This is a genomic window from Thermaerobacter sp. PB12/4term, assembly GCF_003403315.2.
In the GTDB taxonomy this organism is placed as follows: domain Bacteria; phylum Bacillota; class Sulfobacillia; order Thermaerobacterales; family Thermaerobacteraceae; genus Thermaerobacter.
This window is the reverse complement of the sequence record NZ_CP048407.1, coordinates 1916546-1933570: the sequence shown is the minus strand read 5'-3', so window position 1 is coordinate 1933570 and position 17025 is coordinate 1916546. Positions and strand designations below refer to the sequence as shown.

The 17025-nt window shown below is 71.2% G+C and carries 19 protein-coding genes; 10 read left to right on the top strand and 9 right to left on the bottom strand.

Features of this window, described 5'->3' with window-relative positions; all coding sequences use genetic code 11:
- The first annotated feature begins 59 nt into the window (after window positions 1-59).
- Together DYI95_RS13285 and DYI95_RS08030 are read left to right on the top strand one after the other, a co-directional pair.
- A complete protein-coding gene (locus tag DYI95_RS13285; RefSeq protein WP_116900296.1) occupies window positions 60-479 on the top strand; it encodes an FAD-binding oxidoreductase in 420 nt (139 codons plus the stop codon).
- 295 nt (window positions 480-774) lie between these two features.
- A complete protein-coding gene (locus tag DYI95_RS08030; RefSeq protein WP_116900297.1) occupies window positions 775-1161 on the top strand; it encodes a hypothetical protein in 387 nt (128 codons plus the stop codon).
- On the opposite strand, the gene DYI95_RS08025 is transcribed toward DYI95_RS08030, so the two are convergent.
- The 5 genes from DYI95_RS08025 to DYI95_RS08005 all read right to left on the bottom strand — a co-directional run bounded on the left by DYI95_RS08025 (window position 1158) and on the right by DYI95_RS08005 (window position 5420).
- A complete protein-coding gene (locus DYI95_RS08025) occupies window positions 1158-1274 on the bottom strand; it encodes a histidine kinase (protein WP_116900298.1) in 117 nt (38 codons plus the stop codon). The genes DYI95_RS08030 and DYI95_RS08025 overlap by 4 nt on opposite strands.
- Before the next feature lie 180 nt (window positions 1275-1454).
- A complete protein-coding gene (locus DYI95_RS08020; RefSeq protein WP_116900299.1) occupies window positions 1455-2210 on the bottom strand; it encodes an ABC transporter permease in 756 nt (251 codons plus the stop codon).
- Window positions 2211-2415: 205 nt separating this feature from the next.
- Complete coding sequence (locus DYI95_RS08015; protein WP_116900300.1) at window positions 2416-3363, bottom strand: ABC transporter ATP-binding protein; 948 nt, start codon at window positions 3361-3363, stop codon at window positions 2416-2418.
- A 219-nt stretch (window positions 3364-3582) separates the two neighbouring features.
- Entirely contained in the window at window positions 3583-4590 is a 1008-nt protein-coding gene (locus DYI95_RS08010; protein WP_116900301.1) for a sensor histidine kinase KdpD, read from the bottom strand.
- Window positions 4587-5420, bottom strand: coding sequence for a response regulator transcription factor (locus DYI95_RS08005; RefSeq protein ID WP_116900302.1), 834 nt, complete (start codon window positions 5418-5420; stop codon window positions 4587-4589). Before DYI95_RS08005 ends, DYI95_RS08010 begins: the two co-directional genes overlap by 4 nt.
- Window positions 5421-5686: 266 nt before the next feature.
- Here DYI95_RS08005 and DYI95_RS08000 point away from each other — a divergent pair, with 266 nt between their 5' ends.
- Both DYI95_RS08000 and DYI95_RS07995 read left to right on the top strand, forming a co-directional pair.
- The gene (locus DYI95_RS08000; protein WP_243149693.1) at window positions 5687-5935 is read left to right on the top strand and encodes an AbrB/MazE/SpoVT family DNA-binding domain-containing protein; all 249 of its coding nucleotides are present in this window, start codon (window positions 5687-5689) and stop codon (window positions 5933-5935) included.
- Window positions 5932-6333 carry a type II toxin-antitoxin system death-on-curing family toxin gene (locus DYI95_RS07995; RefSeq protein WP_116900303.1) on the top strand — a complete coding sequence of 134 codons (402 nt, stop codon included), beginning with the start codon at window positions 5932-5934 and terminating at the stop codon, window positions 6331-6333. The genes DYI95_RS08000 and DYI95_RS07995 overlap by 4 nt, the downstream gene beginning before the upstream one ends.
- Before the next feature lie 115 nt (window positions 6334-6448).
- On the opposite strand, the gene DYI95_RS07990 is transcribed toward DYI95_RS07995, so the two are convergent.
- Window positions 6449-7381, bottom strand: a complete 933-nt coding sequence (locus tag DYI95_RS07990) for an acetamidase/formamidase family protein (RefSeq protein WP_116900304.1) — start codon at window positions 7379-7381, stop codon at window positions 6449-6451.
- A gap of 279 nt (window positions 7382-7660) precedes the next feature.
- On the opposite strand from DYI95_RS07990, the gene menE reads away from it, so the two are divergent.
- The gene (menE, locus tag DYI95_RS07985; protein WP_116900305.1) at window positions 7661-9463 is read left to right on the top strand and encodes an o-succinylbenzoate--CoA ligase; all 1803 of its coding nucleotides are present in this window, start codon (window positions 7661-7663) and stop codon (window positions 9461-9463) included.
- Window positions 9464-9493: 30 nt separating this feature from the next.
- On the opposite strand, the gene DYI95_RS07980 is transcribed toward menE, so the two are convergent.
- From DYI95_RS07980 to DYI95_RS07970, 3 genes are all read right to left on the bottom strand, one after another.
- Window positions 9494-10270, bottom strand: coding sequence for a response regulator transcription factor (locus tag DYI95_RS07980; RefSeq protein ID WP_116900306.1), 777 nt, complete (start codon window positions 10268-10270; stop codon window positions 9494-9496).
- Window positions 10271-10420: 150 nt separating this feature from the next.
- Complete coding sequence (locus DYI95_RS07975; protein WP_006903521.1) at window positions 10421-10690, bottom strand: SHOCT domain-containing protein; 270 nt, start codon at window positions 10688-10690, stop codon at window positions 10421-10423.
- A complete protein-coding gene (locus tag DYI95_RS07970) occupies window positions 10687-12171 on the bottom strand; it encodes a HAMP domain-containing sensor histidine kinase (protein ID WP_243149692.1) in 1485 nt (494 codons plus the stop codon). The genes DYI95_RS07975 and DYI95_RS07970 overlap by 4 nt, the downstream gene beginning before the upstream one ends.
- Window positions 12172-12570: 399 nt before the next feature.
- Here DYI95_RS07970 and DYI95_RS07965 point away from each other — a divergent pair, with 399 nt between their 5' ends.
- The 5 genes from DYI95_RS07965 (at window position 12571) to DYI95_RS07940 (ending at window position 17002) form a co-directional block, all read left to right on the top strand.
- Window positions 12571-12891 carry a hypothetical protein gene (locus DYI95_RS07965; protein WP_116900308.1) on the top strand — a complete coding sequence of 107 codons (321 nt, stop codon included), beginning with the start codon at window positions 12571-12573 and terminating at the stop codon, window positions 12889-12891.
- Between the two features lie 349 nt (window positions 12892-13240).
- Entirely contained in the window at window positions 13241-14014 is a 774-nt protein-coding gene (locus DYI95_RS07960) for a thioredoxin family protein (protein WP_116900309.1), read from the top strand.
- Between the two features lie 270 nt (window positions 14015-14284).
- Window positions 14285-14662: a luciferase family protein gene (locus DYI95_RS07955; RefSeq protein ID WP_243149691.1), complete on the top strand. Its 378-nt coding sequence runs from the start codon at window positions 14285-14287 to the stop codon at window positions 14660-14662.
- A 481-nt stretch (window positions 14663-15143) separates the two neighbouring features.
- Window positions 15144-15842: a helix-turn-helix domain-containing protein gene (locus DYI95_RS07945; RefSeq protein ID WP_158556035.1), complete on the top strand. Its 699-nt coding sequence runs from the start codon at window positions 15144-15146 to the stop codon at window positions 15840-15842.
- Between the two features lie 206 nt (window positions 15843-16048).
- Window positions 16049-17002: a patatin-like phospholipase family protein gene (locus tag DYI95_RS07940; protein WP_116900312.1), complete on the top strand. Its 954-nt coding sequence runs from the start codon at window positions 16049-16051 to the stop codon at window positions 17000-17002.
- Window positions 17003-17025 lie beyond the last annotated feature (23 nt).

Sequence of the window (17025 nt, the reverse complement as noted above, 5' to 3'; positions counted from 1 at the left end):
TCCGATCCGTGGTCAACTGGTCCTCCCGGGTTGCCGTCGACCCGCGCGGGGACGGAACCATGAGCATCCAAGTAGGACCAGGACGCATCCGGCCGGCGGCCGCAGGTTCCCGTCAGGAACCTGCGGCCGCCGTGCCGTTCCCGCCAGGGGCCGGGCAGGCCGAGGACGAAAGGAACCGCGGACGGATGGGCGAGGGCGCCCCGGCTCCTGGTCGGCGGCCCCCGTCCCGGGCCCGAGTCACAGCCCGCGGCCCCGCCCCCGGCCTGCGGCTAAGGGGGCCCGAGCGGCGGCCTGCCTGTCCTTGCCGGCTTCAGGGGGCCGGTGCCACCCTGAGCCATCACCACGGTACCGGCCGCGACTTCGCGCCGTTCTTCGCACGGGAGCACGGTCCGGGTCACGTGGCCGCGTTGCGGGCCCTCAAGGCGCACCTCGACCCGGCGGGGGTGCTGAATCCGGGCGTGTTCTTCCCCGCCGGTTGAACATCGTGGCGGCTGGATCCGGGCGTGTTCCTCCCGATGGGGCGGGCCCATCGTCGCACAGGACGCCCATGAGCGCGAACGACCCGCGCGATGGGGTAGCACCGAGGACGACAAACCGGCCCGGTCCACAAGGGCCGGCCGCCAGGGCACCCGGCGTCGACGATCCAGGACCGCAACAGGGACGAGAACGGAAACCCGTCCACGCCCACGCGGACCTCGGCGCCCGCACCGGCCTGGGCTCCACGATCGCCAACGAATACCGTGGTCAAGTCCTCGAGGCGCCAAGGAGAGGAGCGTGAACCCCGTGGACTGGTGGAAGAACCGGCGGCTCGCGACGGCCGCCGCCGCAGTCACCGTCCTGCTCCTTCTGGGAGCTGTGTGGATGCCGCTCTCCGTGCCGCAAGTTCCCCCGGTCCTGGCACCCGACCAGGCCCGCTTCGCCGAACATGCCCTGCAGATGGCGCCCGCGGCCTTTGACGCCCCGCTGGCTCGTCCGCTCATCTGGCGCGTTGCGGTGCGCGACGTGCAGCCGCTGTCGGATCCCGCTCCGGCCTGCGACGACGTGCCCGGTCTGGCGCCGTACCGCGCCACCGTGGACGCCCTGGGTCCCTTCGGGATCGTCGTGGCGCGGGCCAAAGTGGAGTGCGGAACCGCATCGACCCGGTGGATGGTGGGCGGTTAGATCTTGTCGCGCCGGTTCCGCTGGTAGTGGGCCCGGCGCACGAAGGCCCACAGGGCGAGCCCGCTGGCCAGGATCAGTCCCCAGGTGATCACCCAAGGCCAGAGGGTCGGCATGGCCGTCGCCTCCTCCCCGGCGCCGCGCCGCTACCCGGCCGCGTTCTCCGGACCGGCGGGCTTGCGGCGCGGCGCCTTCCTTCCGCTCCTTTCCGTAGGATGTCCCGGACCGGCCGCCGCGTCCGTGGCAACCCGAGGCGGCGCGCAGCACCCGAGCCGAGGCGACCGTCGGCCCCGTGGTCACATCACGTCCCGGCGGGCCACCGTCACTGCGGCCAGGGCCACGAATACGACGAACAGGGGCGGCAGCTCGACCCACCAAGCGGGGAGGTGAACGAAGAGGTCCGGTAGCCACGTGGCCTGCGCCGTCCAGGCGGGCAGAGCCGTAGGCCACCACAGGAATCGATCGCCGGGCGCCATGCTGAAGACCACGTTGGCGACGACGAAGGAACCCGCCGCCGCCACTGGCACCACGTAACCGCGGGTCAGGGTCGCCAGCCAGAGGATGAGAGGCGTCAGGAGGAATTGGGCGAGCCCTGCGATCAGGTGGACCTGGAGGCCGTCGGCCACCTCGGCCCACGACGGCGGGCGGCCGATCACGGGCGTTCCTGCCACCACCGCCATCGGCACCGCCGCCACCACGGGCACCGCTAGGATGAGCGCCGCGGCGCCCAGCTTCGCCAGCAGGAGGGCGGTGCGGCTGGCGGGCAGGGCGAAGAGATTGGTCGCCGCGCCCTCCTGGAACTCGCGGGCGACGGCGTAGGTCACCACGAAGCCGAACAGCAAGGGGTAGACAAGGAGGTGAGCGAACGAGGCCGCCTGGGCGAAGAACCCGTCCCAGGGGATGTCGATGACCTGGCCGGCGGCGGCCCGCAGGCGCTTGGTCGACCAGAAAATCAGGCCGTTCAAGGCCGGCGCGGCCGCCGCCGCCAGCAGGGCGGCCCAGAGGACCCACGACCGCTTCCACTTCAGTAGTTCAGCGTGCAGGATCGCCATATGCCTCGCCTCCCGTTCTGCGCTCCTCGCGGCGTGTTGCGGGTGCGCGCGGCCGAGACGCGTGCCCGGCCGTCGTCCCGGACGTCGCGGCCGCCGGCCCGCTGGCCTTCGCGCACCTGTTCCACGTGCTCTCGTCACGGTTCCCAGTCAAGGGGCGATCGACGGCGCAACGGGTTGCCACCCTGGCTTGCCGCCGACCCCGTGGTCAGTTCGAGCCGGCTGGCGGGTGCGTCGTCGTCTCCGCGGTGGCGCGCAGGAAGTGGTCCTCCAGGCTCTCCCGCTGCACCGACACGTGGGCAACCTGCAGGCCCTGTTCGACCAGTGCGCGGACGACCTCCTCCGGCCGGTCCACGTGCTCGTAGACCCGCAGCGTGCCGCCGGGCAGCACCGTGTAGCGGCGCACCGCGAGGCGTTCCTCCAGCAGGCGCACGGCTGCCTCGGGCTCGCGGGTCTCGATCACCAGATACGTGCGACCGCGGTCCCGCAGCTCGCCCATGCTGACCTCCTCCACCAGCCGGCCCTTATGGAGGATGCCGACCCGGTCGGCGACCTGTTCCACCTCGGCCAGGATGTGGCTGGAAAGGAGCACCGCCATCCGCCTCTCCGCGGCCAGCTCCCGGATCAGCTCGCGTACCTCGCGGATGCCGGCGGGGTCGAGCCCGTTGGTCGGTTCATCCAGGATGAGGAGCCGGGGTTCGTGCAGCAGGGCGCGGGCGATGCCCAGCCGCTGGCGCATGCCCAGGGAGAACTCCCGCACCCGCCGGTCGGCGGCCTGGCGCAGTCCCACCAGTTCGAGGACCTCGTCGATGCGGCGGGGTTCCGGGACGCCGAGGATCATCAGGTTGTGCAGGAGGTTCTCCCGCGCCGTCAGGTTGCCGTAGAAGCCCGGGGTCTCCACCGTCGCGCCGACGCGCCGGTAGACTTCGGCACTCCATTCTTCGAGGCGGCGCCCGAACAGCTCGATCTCCCCGGTCGATCGCCGCGCCAAGCCCAGGATCATCCGCAGCGTCGTGGTCTTGCCGGCGCCGTTGCGGCCGAGCAGGGCATAGACCTCGCCGCTGCGCACCGCCATGTCCAGGTCGCGCACCGCCCAGCGGTGGCCGTACCGCTTGCCCACCCCGCGCAACTGCACGGCGGGCGTCGTGCTGTCCATCGTGTCACCTCCCGGCCGCAGCATACCGGACGAGGTTGAACGGGACCCGTCGGCTGGATTAAGGCTGGATTACAAAGCGGTCAACCAGTGGCTTGCGGGAAGCAGGGGAGATGCAACGGGTCGGGGCGGAGCCAGCCGCGGCACGGACGCCCTGGCGCTCTGACACCCCGGCACCCTGACGTGGGGGCCGGCACGGAGCCCGTGGCCCGTGGCCGGCCGCTACCGGCGCGTTTCGCCCTCGCCGGGGCGACCTCCCACCGGGGTGGCCGCCGCCTGCGCAGCCCGGGACGCCGCCACGGGCTCGGATCGCGGCCAGGAGACGATGAACGCGAGTCCCCGCGGCCGCCGCGGGCAGGCGCGCAGGTCCCCGCCCCAGGCACGGGCCAGCTGGCGGCTGATCGCCAGACCCAGCCCTGCTCCGGGCGATCCCGGGCGCCGGTGGAAGGGGACGAACAGGTTCGCCAGCACGTCGGCGGCGACGGGCTCGCCGTCGTCCGCCACCACCAGCTCCCAGGTGCGACCCGCGGGACGCAGGGTCACCGCCAGGCACGTGATCCCGCGCGCGTGGCGGAGCGCGTTGTCGACCAGGTTCCGGGTGACGCGGTCCACCAGGTCGGGGTGACACCGCACCCAGGCCTCTTCGGGGAGCTCCGGCCGCAGTGCGACGCCCTGCTGGTGGAACGCAGGGTAGAACTCGATCAGGACCTGGCGCAGCCGCTCCGCCAGGTTGATGCGGGGGGAGGGCAGGTCCGCGACCTCCAGGTCGAGGCGCGCCCACTCGAAGATCCGGTCCAGGGTCTCCCACAGCTCCCGGCCCTTCCGGCAAGCCGTGGCGAGGTATTGCTGTTCGGTTACGGGATCGAGGTGGCCGCCGGCGACGGCCTCCAGGTAGCCCAGCACCGCCGTCAGCGGCGTGCGCAGGTCATGGGAGAGGGCCGCCAGGAGTTGACGGCGGCGCTGCTCGTCGCGCCTGCGCTCGGCCTCCAGGTCGTGCAGGCGGCGCAGGATCTGGTTGAACGCGGCCGCGAGCGCCTTCAGCCCGGGGGCCCGGGAGTGGAAGCGGGTCAGGACGTCGCCGCTCCGGGCCTCGTCCACCGCCCGGGCCAGGCGCCCGAGCTCCCGGCGCAGGCCCCAGCAGGCGGCCAGCGCCAGCAGCGCCACGGCCAGCGCCAGGAGGGCCGCCACCGGCCACGGCCCCGCCGCCAGCCCGAATCCATGGCTGCTCATGGCCCGCAGACCAGCCGGTATCCCAGCCCGCGGACGGTCTGGATGATCTCCGGCCGCTCCGGGTTGCGCTCGATCTTCGCCCGCAGCCGGTGGATGTGGACGGCGACCGTGTTGTCGTCGGTCACGTAGGGCTCGCCCCAAACGGCTTCGTAGATCTGCTGCTTGGTGAAGACCCGCTCGGGGTGGCGGATCCACCATGCCAGCAGCTGGTACTCCCTGGCGGTGAGGTGGACCTGCTTCCCGTCCACCCAGACCCGGGCTGCCGCCAGGTCCATGGTGAGGGGCCCGCACCGGACCACCTCGCCGCCGGTCCCCTGCGGTTCCCGGACGAACGCGGCCGCGGGGGGCGCCGCCTCCCGGCCGGGTGACGGCGGCGGGGCCGAGGGGCCCGGCGCGCCAGCGGTCGCCAGCGGCGCCGGGTCCACCGTAGCCGGCTGCGTGGCTCGGGTCCGGGACCGGCGCAGCACCGCGTGCACGCGGGCGGTCAGCTCCAGCAGGCTGAAGGGCTTGGCGACGTAGTCGTCGGCGCCCAAGGAGAGGCCCACCGTCTTGTCCACCACGCTGCCACGGGCGGAGAGCATGATCACCGGCAGGTCGGGCCATCCCCGCCGGGGGTCGCGGATCCGGCGCAACAGGTCGATCCCGTCCACCCCCGGCAGCATGATGTCCAGGATGACCAGGTCGCACGGCTCCTCGTCCAGCAGCCGGAGGGCGGTCTCCGCATCCGGCGCCGCCCGGGTCGCGAAGCCCTCCCGCGTCAGGTGCTCGGCCAGAAGCCGGGTCAGATCCGGCTCGTCATCCACGATGAGGATGGTCGCCCGCCCCGTCACCGCCGGCCCCCCTTGGACTGCCCCCTGGGACCTCGATGGCGATCGCCCGCGTCCATGCGACCTCCGCGGTGGATTGGGCTCCTTCCGGGTCCCTGCGACCGCGCCGCGGTCTTCGACCGGCACGATGATAGCACAAGGCGGTGCGCGTCCCGCACGCACCGCACGCACCGCCGAGGGTGTTCGGCCGCGTGCGCGCCACGAGCCAGCGGTGCCGCGCGGGAGGTTGGAAAGGTTAGAATGGATTTCATCAGGATCTGTGTGGGGGGATGGCCATGGGGATCCGGCGAATCTTACGAATCGGCCAGAGCCTTGGTGTTACCCTGCCCGCCCGGGAGCTTCATGAGCTGGGGCTGAAGGAGGGTGCTCCGGTCGAGGTCGAGGTGGATCGTGTCCTGCGGCGGGTGGTCATCCGGCCCTTGGACTCCGCGACAGGCGTTGACCCGTCGTTTGTCGAGGAGGCCCGGCGATTCGCCGAACGGCATCGGGTCATCCTCGAAGAGCTCGCCCGGCGATGAGTCTCACCCCCGCTCAGATCCTCTACCTACACGACCTGGCCCTCGAGTTCGGCGGTGGCGCGCCAGGGGTTCTTGACGTAGGTCGCGTTGAGGCGGCTGTTGCGAGGGCGCTCCAGACTGTCGGTGGACAACCTGCTTACCTGACGCCTGTTGCACAGGCAGCGGCGTGTGCGCATGCCCTTGTGCGCGACCACCCGTTTGTGGATGGAAACAAGCGGACGGCTTTCTTGGCACTCGGCCTCTGGCTTGCGTCCGAAGGTCTCGTCTTCGATCCGCCACCAGCGGAGGCGGTTGAGGTCATGGAACGGGTAGCGGTTGGTGACATGGATGAGCGGGAACTGGCACGATGGGTGGAGCGGTGGGTCAGGAGACGAGACGGTCAGACGAAGTTGTCGTGACCATGGACCGAGCGCCCCTTATCGGCCAACGTATAGGGGCGGCGCGAGTCCCGCCCGCACCGCCCCTTGCTGCCGGCCGCACGTCGCGGTCGATATCCCGCCGCCTGCACCTTCCTCACCGGACGAACAGGGACTGGGGGAGGAACGCCGAGATCACCCAGTTGGGCGCGTCGACGACCTCGCTGATCTTGAGGTCCACGGCCACGCTGGCCAGGGCGTAGGCCTCCGCAGGCTCCAGGTGGTAGGTCTCCCCCAGATAGCGGATCATCGCCCGCACGGCCTTGCGGGTGGCCTCCATCAGGTGGTCGCTGATCCCGGTGGTGACGAAGTAGCCCCGCGGGTCCTGGCCCGACGCCAGCGGGCCCGGCACGATGAAGGCCGGTTCGTCCAGGCGCAGGTCGCGGCGGACGCGGAAGCGGCAGGCCACCTGCATGGCCGCCTCGATGGCCGTGCCGCACACCTCCCCGTCGCCCTGCGCAGCGTGGGTGTCGCCGATGGAGAAGAGCGCCCCCTCGACCCACACCGGCAGGAGCAGCCGGGTGCCGGTGGTCAGGTGGCGGATGTCCAGATTGCCGCCGTTCTTCCGCGGCGGGACGATGCTGTGCCGCCCGGGCTCGGGCAGAGCGACGCCGATGGTGCCCGGGAAGGGGTTGAGGGGTACGGCGATGCGCTCGTTGAACCAGGCGCGGTCACCGGTCCCCGACAGGTCCCAGATCTTGAGGTAGGGTTCCGGGAACTCGTCGGCCAGAAGGCCAAACCCGGGGATGATGGCCGTCCAGCCCCAGCGGGCGGGACCGAACTCTAGGATCTCGACCTCCAGCACGTCCCCCGGCTTCGCCCCCTTGATGAACACCGGTCCGGTGACGGGATTGACCCGCTCGAAGTCAAGCCGTGCCACGTCCGCGGCGGTCGAACCGGGGTTCAGCTGGCCGCCCGAGGCATCGACCACCTCGAACTCAACCGTCTCGCCGGGTTCGACTTCCAGCACCGGCTCGAGGCCGTTGTCCCAGCCGTAGTGGACGTGACGGGAATGGATGGTGTGGGCCATGGGGTTCCCTCCTTGCAAACGGCCTGGTGTCCCTGGATGCCATTTCGGTGGCGACCGGGAAAAGGCCTGTCTTGGTTCGGCGACGAGTCCTATGATGGTGATGGTGCGCAGGGCGGCCGTGACGTCTGCCCTGCGACGACGCCGACGAGGCCAGGTGGAGGTCGAAACGTGACCACGCCCCAATCCCCCCTTCCCGATCAGGCGGGACGGCCGGAGCACGGTGGGCCGGGTCGACCCGGGACGGCCGGGGGGCCGGCTACCTGGGGATGGACCGTGCCGATGCCCGACTGGCTTCACCGGCAGGCGGAACTGCAACCCGGCGGGCTGGCCTTGCTGGTGGCCGGCGATCCGGCCGCGAGCCGTGACGAACGCTGCTGGACCTTCGCGGCGCTGGACGCCGCGGCGACGGCACTGGCCGAGCGGCTCCGGGCAGCCGGTGTCCAGCCGGGCCAGACCGTCGCGGCGCTGGCGGCCAACGAGCCCGGGTACGTGGTGCTGATCCACGCCCTGATTCGGGCGGGCGCTGTACTGGTTCCCCTCAACGTGCGCCTGACGCCGGCCGAACTGGCCTGGCAGGTGGCCGACAGCGGCGCCGACTGGCTGATCTACGGCCAGGGGTTCGGGGAGACCGCAGCGGCAGTGGCGGCCCACCCTTCTTCCGAGCCGGCGCAAGCCACCCGGGCACCGTCCCGCTCGAAGGGGCGGCCTTGCCTTCTCTCCCTGGCCGATCTGGCCGGTGTCGGGCCCGCTGCGGCGGCTTCCGCCGGTCCCGCCGCCATGGCTTCCACCGGGGTCGCCGCCTCGGTCTCCGCCGCCGCGGATTCCACTGTCACGACCTCGGGCCTTTCAGCCGCCATCGACCTGGCGGCGCCCCACTGCATCATCTACACCTCGGGGACCACGGGCCGGCCCAAGGGCGCCGTCCTGACCTACGGCAACCACTTCTGGAGCGCCGTCCAGTCGGCCCTCAACCTGGGCCTTCACCGGGACGACCGCTGGCTCTGCTGCGTGCCCCTCTTCCACGTCAGCGGGCTGTCCATCGTCTTCCGGTCGGTGATCTACGGGATCCCCATGGTGCTGCACCGGCGGTTCGACCCGGCGGCGGTCAACGCGTCCATCGAGCGGCACCGGGTGACGGTGATCTCGGTGGTGGCCACCATGCTCCAGCGCATGCTGGACGAACGCGGCCCCCGGCCCTACCCCGAGCACCTGCGCTGCGTGCTCCTGGGGGGCGGGCCGGCCCCGCGGCCGCTGCTGGAGGCCTGCGCCGCCCGCGGCATCCCGGTGGTGCAGACCTACGGCATGACGGAGACGGCCTCCCAGTTTGCGACCCTGGCCCCCGTCGACGCCCTGCGCAAGCTGGGCTCGGCCGGCAAGCCGCTGTTCTTCAACCGGCTGCGCATCGTGGACGAACGCGGCCGCGACCTGCCGCCCGGCCAGGTGGGGGAGATCGCGGTGCAGGGTCCCACGGTCAGCCCGGGGTACCACCACCGGCCCGACGCCACCGCCCGCGCCTGGCGAGACGGCTGGTTCCACACCGGCGACCTGGGCTACCTGGATGAGGAGGGCTACCTCTACGTGGCCGATCGCCGGGACGACCTGATCATCTCCGGCGGTGAGAACATCTACCCGGCGGAGGTGGAGGCGGTGCTGCTGGCCCACCCGGCGGTGGAGGAGGCCGGGGTGGTCGGGGTGCCGGATCCGGAGTGGGGGCAGGTGCCGGTGGCGGTGGTGCGGCTGCGTGACCCCCACCTAGACACCGCACCGGATGCGGGCCTTGGCTCCGGGAGGCACGCGGTCCCGGAAGCGGGTCGCACGCCGGCCCCTGCCCGGGACCCGGAGCGGAGCCGCGCCTCAGCCCCCGTGCTGGCAGCGCAACCGAGCCGGTACGGGTCCCCGGCCCCTGACCCGGCCCCGCACCCGTCTCCGGTGACGGAAGAGGCCCTCCTGCGCTTCTGTGCCGAGCGGCTGGCGCGGTACAAGGTGCCCCGCAGGGTCTTCTTCACCTCCGAACCCCTGCCGCGCACCGCCAGCGGCAAGCTGCAACGGCATGGGCTGCGACAGCGGCTCGGCTCGGGGTAGGATCCTGAAGGCCCGGTCGCTGCAGCCGCCCTAACCATCAAAACGGTACCCCACGCCCCAGACGGTGGCGATGAGGTGGCGCAGCCCGAAAGCCTCGAGCTTTTCCCTCAGGTTGCGAACGTGGCTGTCGACGACCCGCTCGTCGCCGAAATAGTCGCCGCCCCGCAGGCGGTCCAGGATCTGCTGGCGGCCCAGCGTCTGGCCGCGGTGGCGGGCCAGGATGTAGAGAAGGTCGAACTCGGTGCGGGTCAGCGGGACGGGTTGCCCGTCGACCGTCACCGTGCGGGCGCCTGGGTCGATGACCAGCCGGCCGAGTTCAAGGGCCGGTTCGGCCCCCGGAGGCCGGGTCGCCCCGGCAGCGGGCATCCCGCGGCGGAGGAGGGCCCGGACGCGGGCCACGATCTCCCGCGGGTCGAAAGGTTTGACCACATAGTCGTCGGCCCCCAGTTGAAAGCCGTGCAGCCGCTCGTGGATGTCACCGCGGGCGGTAAGCATGAGGATGGGCACCGGGCTGCGTTCCCGGAGCCGTTCGCAGACCTCCCACCCGTCCATGCCGGGAAGCATCAGGTCGAGCACCACCGCCGCTACGGGGCGGCCTTGTCGCCCGGCCGCATCGAAAGCCGCCAGGGCGGACGTACCATCGCCGGCTTCCATCACGACGAACCCGGCCCGTTCCAGGTACAGCCGGAGCAGGCGCCGGATTTCCGCCTCGTCGTCCACCACCAGGACGGCCGGGGCGTGCGGGCCGGGATGGCGGTCCGGTGACGGTGCATCACCGGAATTGTGGCCGTACTCTCCCGTCTCCATCTCCCGGGTGACCTCCCCAGGACGCCCACGCCGGTACCCCGGCGGGGACGGTCCCGGTGGCCGCCACCCGCCGGGACGGCGGCGCGGGCGTATCGCGAAGGCGCCAGCCGAAGGGCGATGGACCTGCGCAACCTGAGCGACCGGTGCCCCCTACGATTTCATGATGTCGTCCTTGATCCGCTCGAACTCCTCGCGGCTGATCTCGCCCCGGGCGTACCGCTCCTTGAGGACGGCAAGGGCCCGGCGGTTCTCGTCGAAAACCGCTGGCTCGGACCCCCGGTCCCCACGATGGCGGTCCCGCCCCAGGAAGAGCCAGAAGATGCCGGCCACCAGCAACAGCGGCACGAGCCAGAAGGCCACCATGGCCAGCCACATCCCCCACAGGCCCCAACCGTTGCTCCACCCCGGATGCATCATCATGTCGACCGGCCTCCCATCCAGGCCCTGTATAAAAGGGCGATGATGCCTGCCAGCAAAACGGTGCTGACGGCTCCCGTCAGGGCGATGATCAACAGGTCCGCAAAGCCTCTGGCACCCGCCGGGGATACCAGCCGGGGCAGGAGCGAGGCCGTCGCCAGCGCCAGAACGCCCACGACCACCAGGAGCACGGCGACCAGGGACTCGCCGCTGGCCCAGGCACGGTCCCCGGCCCGTGGCAGCGGCCGAGGGGACGGCTGCTGCACGGCGGCGGGCGGCCCGAGACCGGACGCCGCCCGGCGGCCGGGTTCGTCCGCTGGGAGGACCCCATCACCGCCATCGCCCGCAGCACCGGGGATCGCCCTCGCTGGCCGGGCGGCCGGCGCCGTCGTGGCGGGACCGCCGGCCGGCAGCATCACCGGCAGGCGAAAGCCCACCGAGGCACCCTGCCCGGGCCGGCCGTCGGCATGGACCGTACCGCCATGGGCTTCAATGACCTGCCGCACCGTGGCCAGCCCGAGGCCGTAACCCCGCCGCCCCGGGGGCCGGGGGCCTCCGGAAGCCCTGTCCACGCGGTAGAACGGGCGCCAGATGTTCTCGCTCTCCGCGGGGTCGAAACCGGTGCCCGTGTCGTGGACCGTCACCTCGACCGTTTGCCCGGCGCGGCAGACCTCCACCCAGATCCGGCCGCCCGGTGGGGTGTGGGCCAGCGCGTTGTCGAGCAGGTTCCACAGCACCTGGCGCAGCCGGTCGGCGTCCGCCTGCACGGCGGGGACGGGCGGGTGCACCTCCAGCTCGAGGCCCACGCCCTTTTCCCGGGCGGCCGGGGCCGCATCCTCAACGGCCTCGCCCGCCAGGACGGCCAGGTCGACCGGCCCGGTACGCAGGGAGACGCGCCCCGAGGCCAGGGCTTCCCGATCCAGCAGATCCCCGACCATCCGCCCCAACCGCCGGGCCTCCCGGTCGATGACCGTCAGGTGGTCGCGCACGGCCTCCGGGTCGGCCACCATGCCGTCAAGCAACGACCGGGCGTAACCCTGGAGGTAGGTCAGCGGCGTGCGCAACTCGTGGGCCACCGCTGCCAGGAAGGCGTCCTTCTGGGCCTGTTCCCGGGCCAGTTCGGCCGACAGGGTCTCCAGGGCCCGGGCCAGATCCGCGGCCTCCCGGTATGGGGCCGGCGGAAGCTGGACCACGTAGCCCAGGGGCTGCCGGGCAATAGTTCGGGCGGTCTGGCCCAGCCGTTCCAGGGGCCGGGCCAGACGGCGGGAGATCAACCAGGCGAGGCCGGTGGCCACGGACAGGGCACCGGCCGAAGCCAGGACCATGACCACCATGACGGTCCGCAGCACCGCCTCCCCGCCGCGACCGGCCGGACCGGCCTGGGCGGCCAGGGGGATGAAGACGAAGCCGAGGACCAGGGCGGTCAACAGGCTCAAGCCCGCGCCGAAGGCCCACAGGCTGAGGAACAGCGGCTTCGGACGCACCGGTCGATCCGACCTTCCGTTCCAGGTCGCCGGGGATCCTTCGCCGTTGCGGCTCGCCAGGGTTCCGGCGTGACCCGCCTGCCCAGCGAACCGGCCGGGCACGCCAGATACCCCCGCCGCGATCCGGCCCGCCTCCCAGGGTCAGTGTACCGCCCGCGTGTGCGACCCGGGTGCAGAATCTGTGCAGAAAGCATGAAGAGAGCCCTTCACCCCTCCACCGATTCTCCCCGCCGCCGGCACGCGACTTCCACAGGGGCGTGTTACGGTGACGGTGGGCCGGGGCCGGCACAGCAGGGCCCTGCCAACCCGTCCCGGCCTTCCGCGCCGGGAAGGCCAGGCTGCTCCGGAACGGCTGGCCCGCCGCGGAACGGCCGGCGCCAGTGACAGGAGGTGCAGGGGATGAAGCGCGTGGTGAGGAGAGGTTGGACGCTGCTGTTGGGGCTGGTTCTCGTGCTGGGCGTGTACTCCGCCGCCTTGGCCGCGTCCGGCAATGCCGGACCGCGGGGGCCCAACGGGGCTGCAGTGCCGGCGGGCATGCGCGCCGTTCACCATCCGGCCATGGCGGCCGCGAGGGCCGGTTCGTCCCGGGGACCCACGGCCGGGGCCGGCATGGACGCGATGCACCAGACCATGATGAACATGTCGTCTGACGAGATGATCCGCCTCTGCCAGGCCCACCACACCGCCATGACGAGCGGCGCTGCGGCAGCTACGAAGTGACGGGGGACGGTGCACCAGGGGGGCGCCCGCATGCCCCCCTGTCCTGCGCACAGGAAACCCGTCAGGTCCGGACCCGTATCCGGCGTACCGTCCCGGCCGCTGGCCAGGGCGTGGCCGGCCCCGGTGCCAGTCGTGGCTTGAGCCGCCTCCGCGCCCAGGCTATGCTGGGGCTGGAAGTCACGCGCGGCCGTCACAAGAAGGTGCGGGCGGCCGCGGCCACGACGGCGCCCGCAAGCGCCGGTGCCCTTGGCGGAAAGGTGGGCCGTGCCGGGGAAGCAAACACCCGGCTACGAACCCCGTCGCCGACGGGGACGGGGCTCGGGCTGGCCCCCGCAGTGGAGGCGATGGTATGGCGCTGATTCGCGAGCAAGACCGGAAGGTGCTGCAGGAACGGCTCCAGGACCTGGCTGGCCCCGTCGACGTGGAGGTATTCACCCGTGACATGCGGCTGTTCGTTCCCGGCCGCGAGTGTCCCGGCTGCGAGGAAACGGTCGAGCTGATGAAGGAGCTGGCCCAGCTTCATCCTTCGGTCCGCCTCCAGGTCAGGGACATCGACCGGGAGAGCCAGCGGGCGAGGGAACTGGGTGTCGAGCGGCCGCCCACGGTGGTGCTCCACGGCCGGGCCGGCGGCCGGGTGCGGTTCGTCGGACCGCCCCTCGGCTACGAGTTCGCGACGCTGGTCGAAGCGCTGATCGAGGCCTCGGCGCCAGTCCCCGCCGGCGGTGAAGGCGCCGGGGGCGACGCACCCGCTGCCGGCGGGGAGGGGAGCCAGGCCGGTCACCAGGCCGAAGCTCTGGCCCTGCTTGGCGAGGCGGGCCGGCCCGTTCACCTGCGGGTCTTCTTCACCCCCACCTGACCGCATTGCCCGCGGGCCGTGCGCTCCGCGATCAACCTGGCCATGCAGAGCCCGCTGGTGACCGCCGAGGCCGTGGAGGCCACCTCCTACCCGCAGCTGGCCCAGCAGTACCAGGTATTCGCCGTGCCCAAGACGGTGATCAACGACCGTGTCTCATTCGAGGGCGCGGTGCCGGAGGACTATCTCTGGTCGGCCATCTGGCGGGCGCTGGACCTGCACCCCGGGCAGCCGGGCGGCACGGAAGAACCGACCGGGCCGGGGCAGTAACCTGCCGGCAGGGCCTCGCCCTGCCGCTGGATCGGCCTGTAGGGGCCGAACCCGCGGCCACCGGAGAGGGCTGTAGCCGGATCGCGGGCTTGCCCTCTCTGGTCACCTGCATCGAGGTGGAGTAGGCATGGACAAGGGGGCCTGGTAATGGTGGTATCCATGCCGGCGACTGATTCTTTGCCCGAACGCCGGGGTCCAAGGCCCCGGACGACCCCGGCGAACCCCCACCAGCAGCTGGACCAGAACGCTCCCCCCCGGCTGCAGGAGGCATTGTTTGAGCGGGCCCGGGCTCTGCCCGGGGTGCGCGTGGGGCCTAGCGGGATCTCCGTTCCGGGAGCCCGGGCCTTCATCCTCGATGAGGAGCTGGCGGCGGGGCCGCCGGAGGCGTTCATGATCGGCCGGGAGTTCGCCCACCTGCACCCGCCCTACGACGGGAGCCTGCATCTCATGCTGCCCGAAGCCACGGCCCGCGTGGTGGTCGCCAAGGGTTGGGGCGAGTTGCATCCGGTCGCCCGCCGGGGCTGGCTGCCGCCCACGGCGATGATGGTCTACGGTCCCCGGGACGACGATGAGCTGGAGGTCGTGTGGACCATCCTGCAGGCGTCCTATGCCTTCGCCCGCGGCGCGCAACCGGGCGGCCGTGGTTGAGGTGTGGGGGCGGGGTCGCCACGTTGGGCGACGGCGCGGCAGTGGCGGCCACCCCGCTTCCTGTTACCGCCGTAGGGCCTGGTCCCGCGCCCGTGGTCTGGGCCCGCGCGATCACCGGCAAGGCCTCCAGGTAGCGCAGGGCCCGCTTGCGACGCGCTGGGCCGGGGCCGGGGGCGTGGCCTGGCGGAGGAGCCGAATCGTGTACTTGCGGTGATACCCGCAGGCTTGCTGGACCTCGTCGAGGATCTGGGAGCGTTCCCCACGGGTTCGGGCCGCCCATACCGTTCTCGCATGGTGGCGATATACTCGCGGCGGCTGGGGAGCGATATTGGCACAGCCCGTCCCTTCGGTAAGATTGCTCCATGAGTGACCCGGGCCTCCTTCGGGTACATTTTGCCTGGGTGACGGCGGTCATTTGACATGGCCAGGCCGCATTCGGTATATTGGGCCCGAGAATTTTGGTTTTTTGGGGTGGTTTGCGGTGGGTAAGGTCGGTTTGACTGGCCGTCGCAAGCAGTTCCTCGAAAAACTGGTCGACCTGTACCGGCGAACGAACCTGCCCGTTCATTATGAGAGCGTCGCCCGCGCCCTCGGGGTCAGCAAATGGACGGCATACGACATGTTGAAAACCCTGGAACAGATGGGCTACCTGCGGCGAGACTATGCCTTGCAACGCGGTGAGGGCGGGCGTTCGCTTATCGTCTTCAGCCCCACACCCGAAGCGGAAAGGTTGCTGGCGGCCACCGTACGCCGCCCAACCGAACCCGACGAGTGGGACTTGGTACGGGCTCAGGTTGGGGAACTGATTACACGACTGAAGGAAATGCGGCCGGGTGAGGCCGTGGAGGCGCTGCTTCAGAAGCTGCCTCGGCTGGAGTCGAGGGTCGGGTTCTGCGCGCATCTCCTCGGCCTATTCATCGTTTACGCCCGGCAATTGGGAGAGCGGACACGGCGGTTGGTGACACGGCTGGTGACCGCCGCCGCCCCGGACGCCGAGAAACGGTTATCCATCTTCATTGGGGTTGTGACGGGCACCGTAATCCAAACGCTGAGCCAGAACCTGAGCCTTGAATTGGTGGATCTTGTGGGCCGCTTCCTTAAGTACTTTCAGGACCTTGAGCCGCGCGAGCAAGAGATGTTGGGCCAGCTCCTCGAGAGCGCCTTGCGCGAGCCAAGTTGACCCGGCCGTTGCGTGTCACGGGCCCGTACACCGGCCACTTCCTATCCTAATTTTACATGAACTTTTTTGGTCTTTATGGTCTTTCGTGTTCCTTGCGCCGTAGCCGCACCCTGTCCCCGCCGCGAGGTGGGGGCACGAACGGAGTGACGGGGGGCTGGCGCCCGAAGGTGGGGCGGTCGGCGCCGTGAGAGCGGGGTGTTGATTCCATGCACGGAAGGACGGAAGTGGGCCTAGCTCTGGGTGGTGGAGCAGCCCGCGGTCTGGCGCACATCGGTGTCCTGCGGGAATTACAGGAGGCAGGAGTGGTTGTAACCCACGTGGCGGGGTGCAGCTTCGGGTCCATCGTGGGCGCGGCTTACGTGTGCGGCACCCTGGACTTGCTGGAAGAGCGCGTTCGAAATCTCAGTCGTGCCCACCTCGTCCGCTATGCGGATACGGTCTTTGCCGGCGGCGTACTCCGCGGTGATGCCCTCCTCGACGAACTCCGTTGCCTGACCCGCGGGATCCATTTCGAGGAACTGTCGGTGTCCTTCGCGGTGCTGGCGACAGACCTGGAGACGGGCGCCCCGGTCGTCATCCGCAGGGGGCCCATTGCCGAGGCAGTACGGGCCAGCATCTCGATCCCCGGGTTGTTCGCGCCCGCCGTTGTGGACGGTAGAGCCCTGGTGGATGGCGGCCTTGTGGAACTGGTGCCGGTGAACGTCCTGCGAGAACTCCGGCCACCTCGCGTCGTGGCCGTGGACGTCTCCAGTCCCTACGATGTCTGGACCCGGGCCGTCAACCGCGCGCGGTGGTCCGTCAACGGCGTGCGCGCCCACTGGCGCCGTCTGGGCGCGGCAGGGGCCGATCGTTTACTGGTGCGGTTGCCGGCGGCACGAACCCGCCAGGACCGGTCGCGTGACCGGGGGTGGGGGCTGGTACGGACGGTGCTCACCGCCTTCGACATCACGGAAGCCCGCCTGCAGCGGCATACCGACGAGATCCCGGCCGATGTGGTGATCTGCCCGGACGTCCGCCGATTCCACGGGCACCAGTTCGACCGGGCCGCGGAGATCATTGCCGCCGGGCGAGCCGCTGCGAGGAAGGCCCTGCCCTGGCTCACCGGTCCGGCTCCCGCCTCCGGTTCGGTGTCATCGCCGGGAAAGGCGTTCGCGTCGTGACCCGCGGCGGAAGGAGGGTGGCG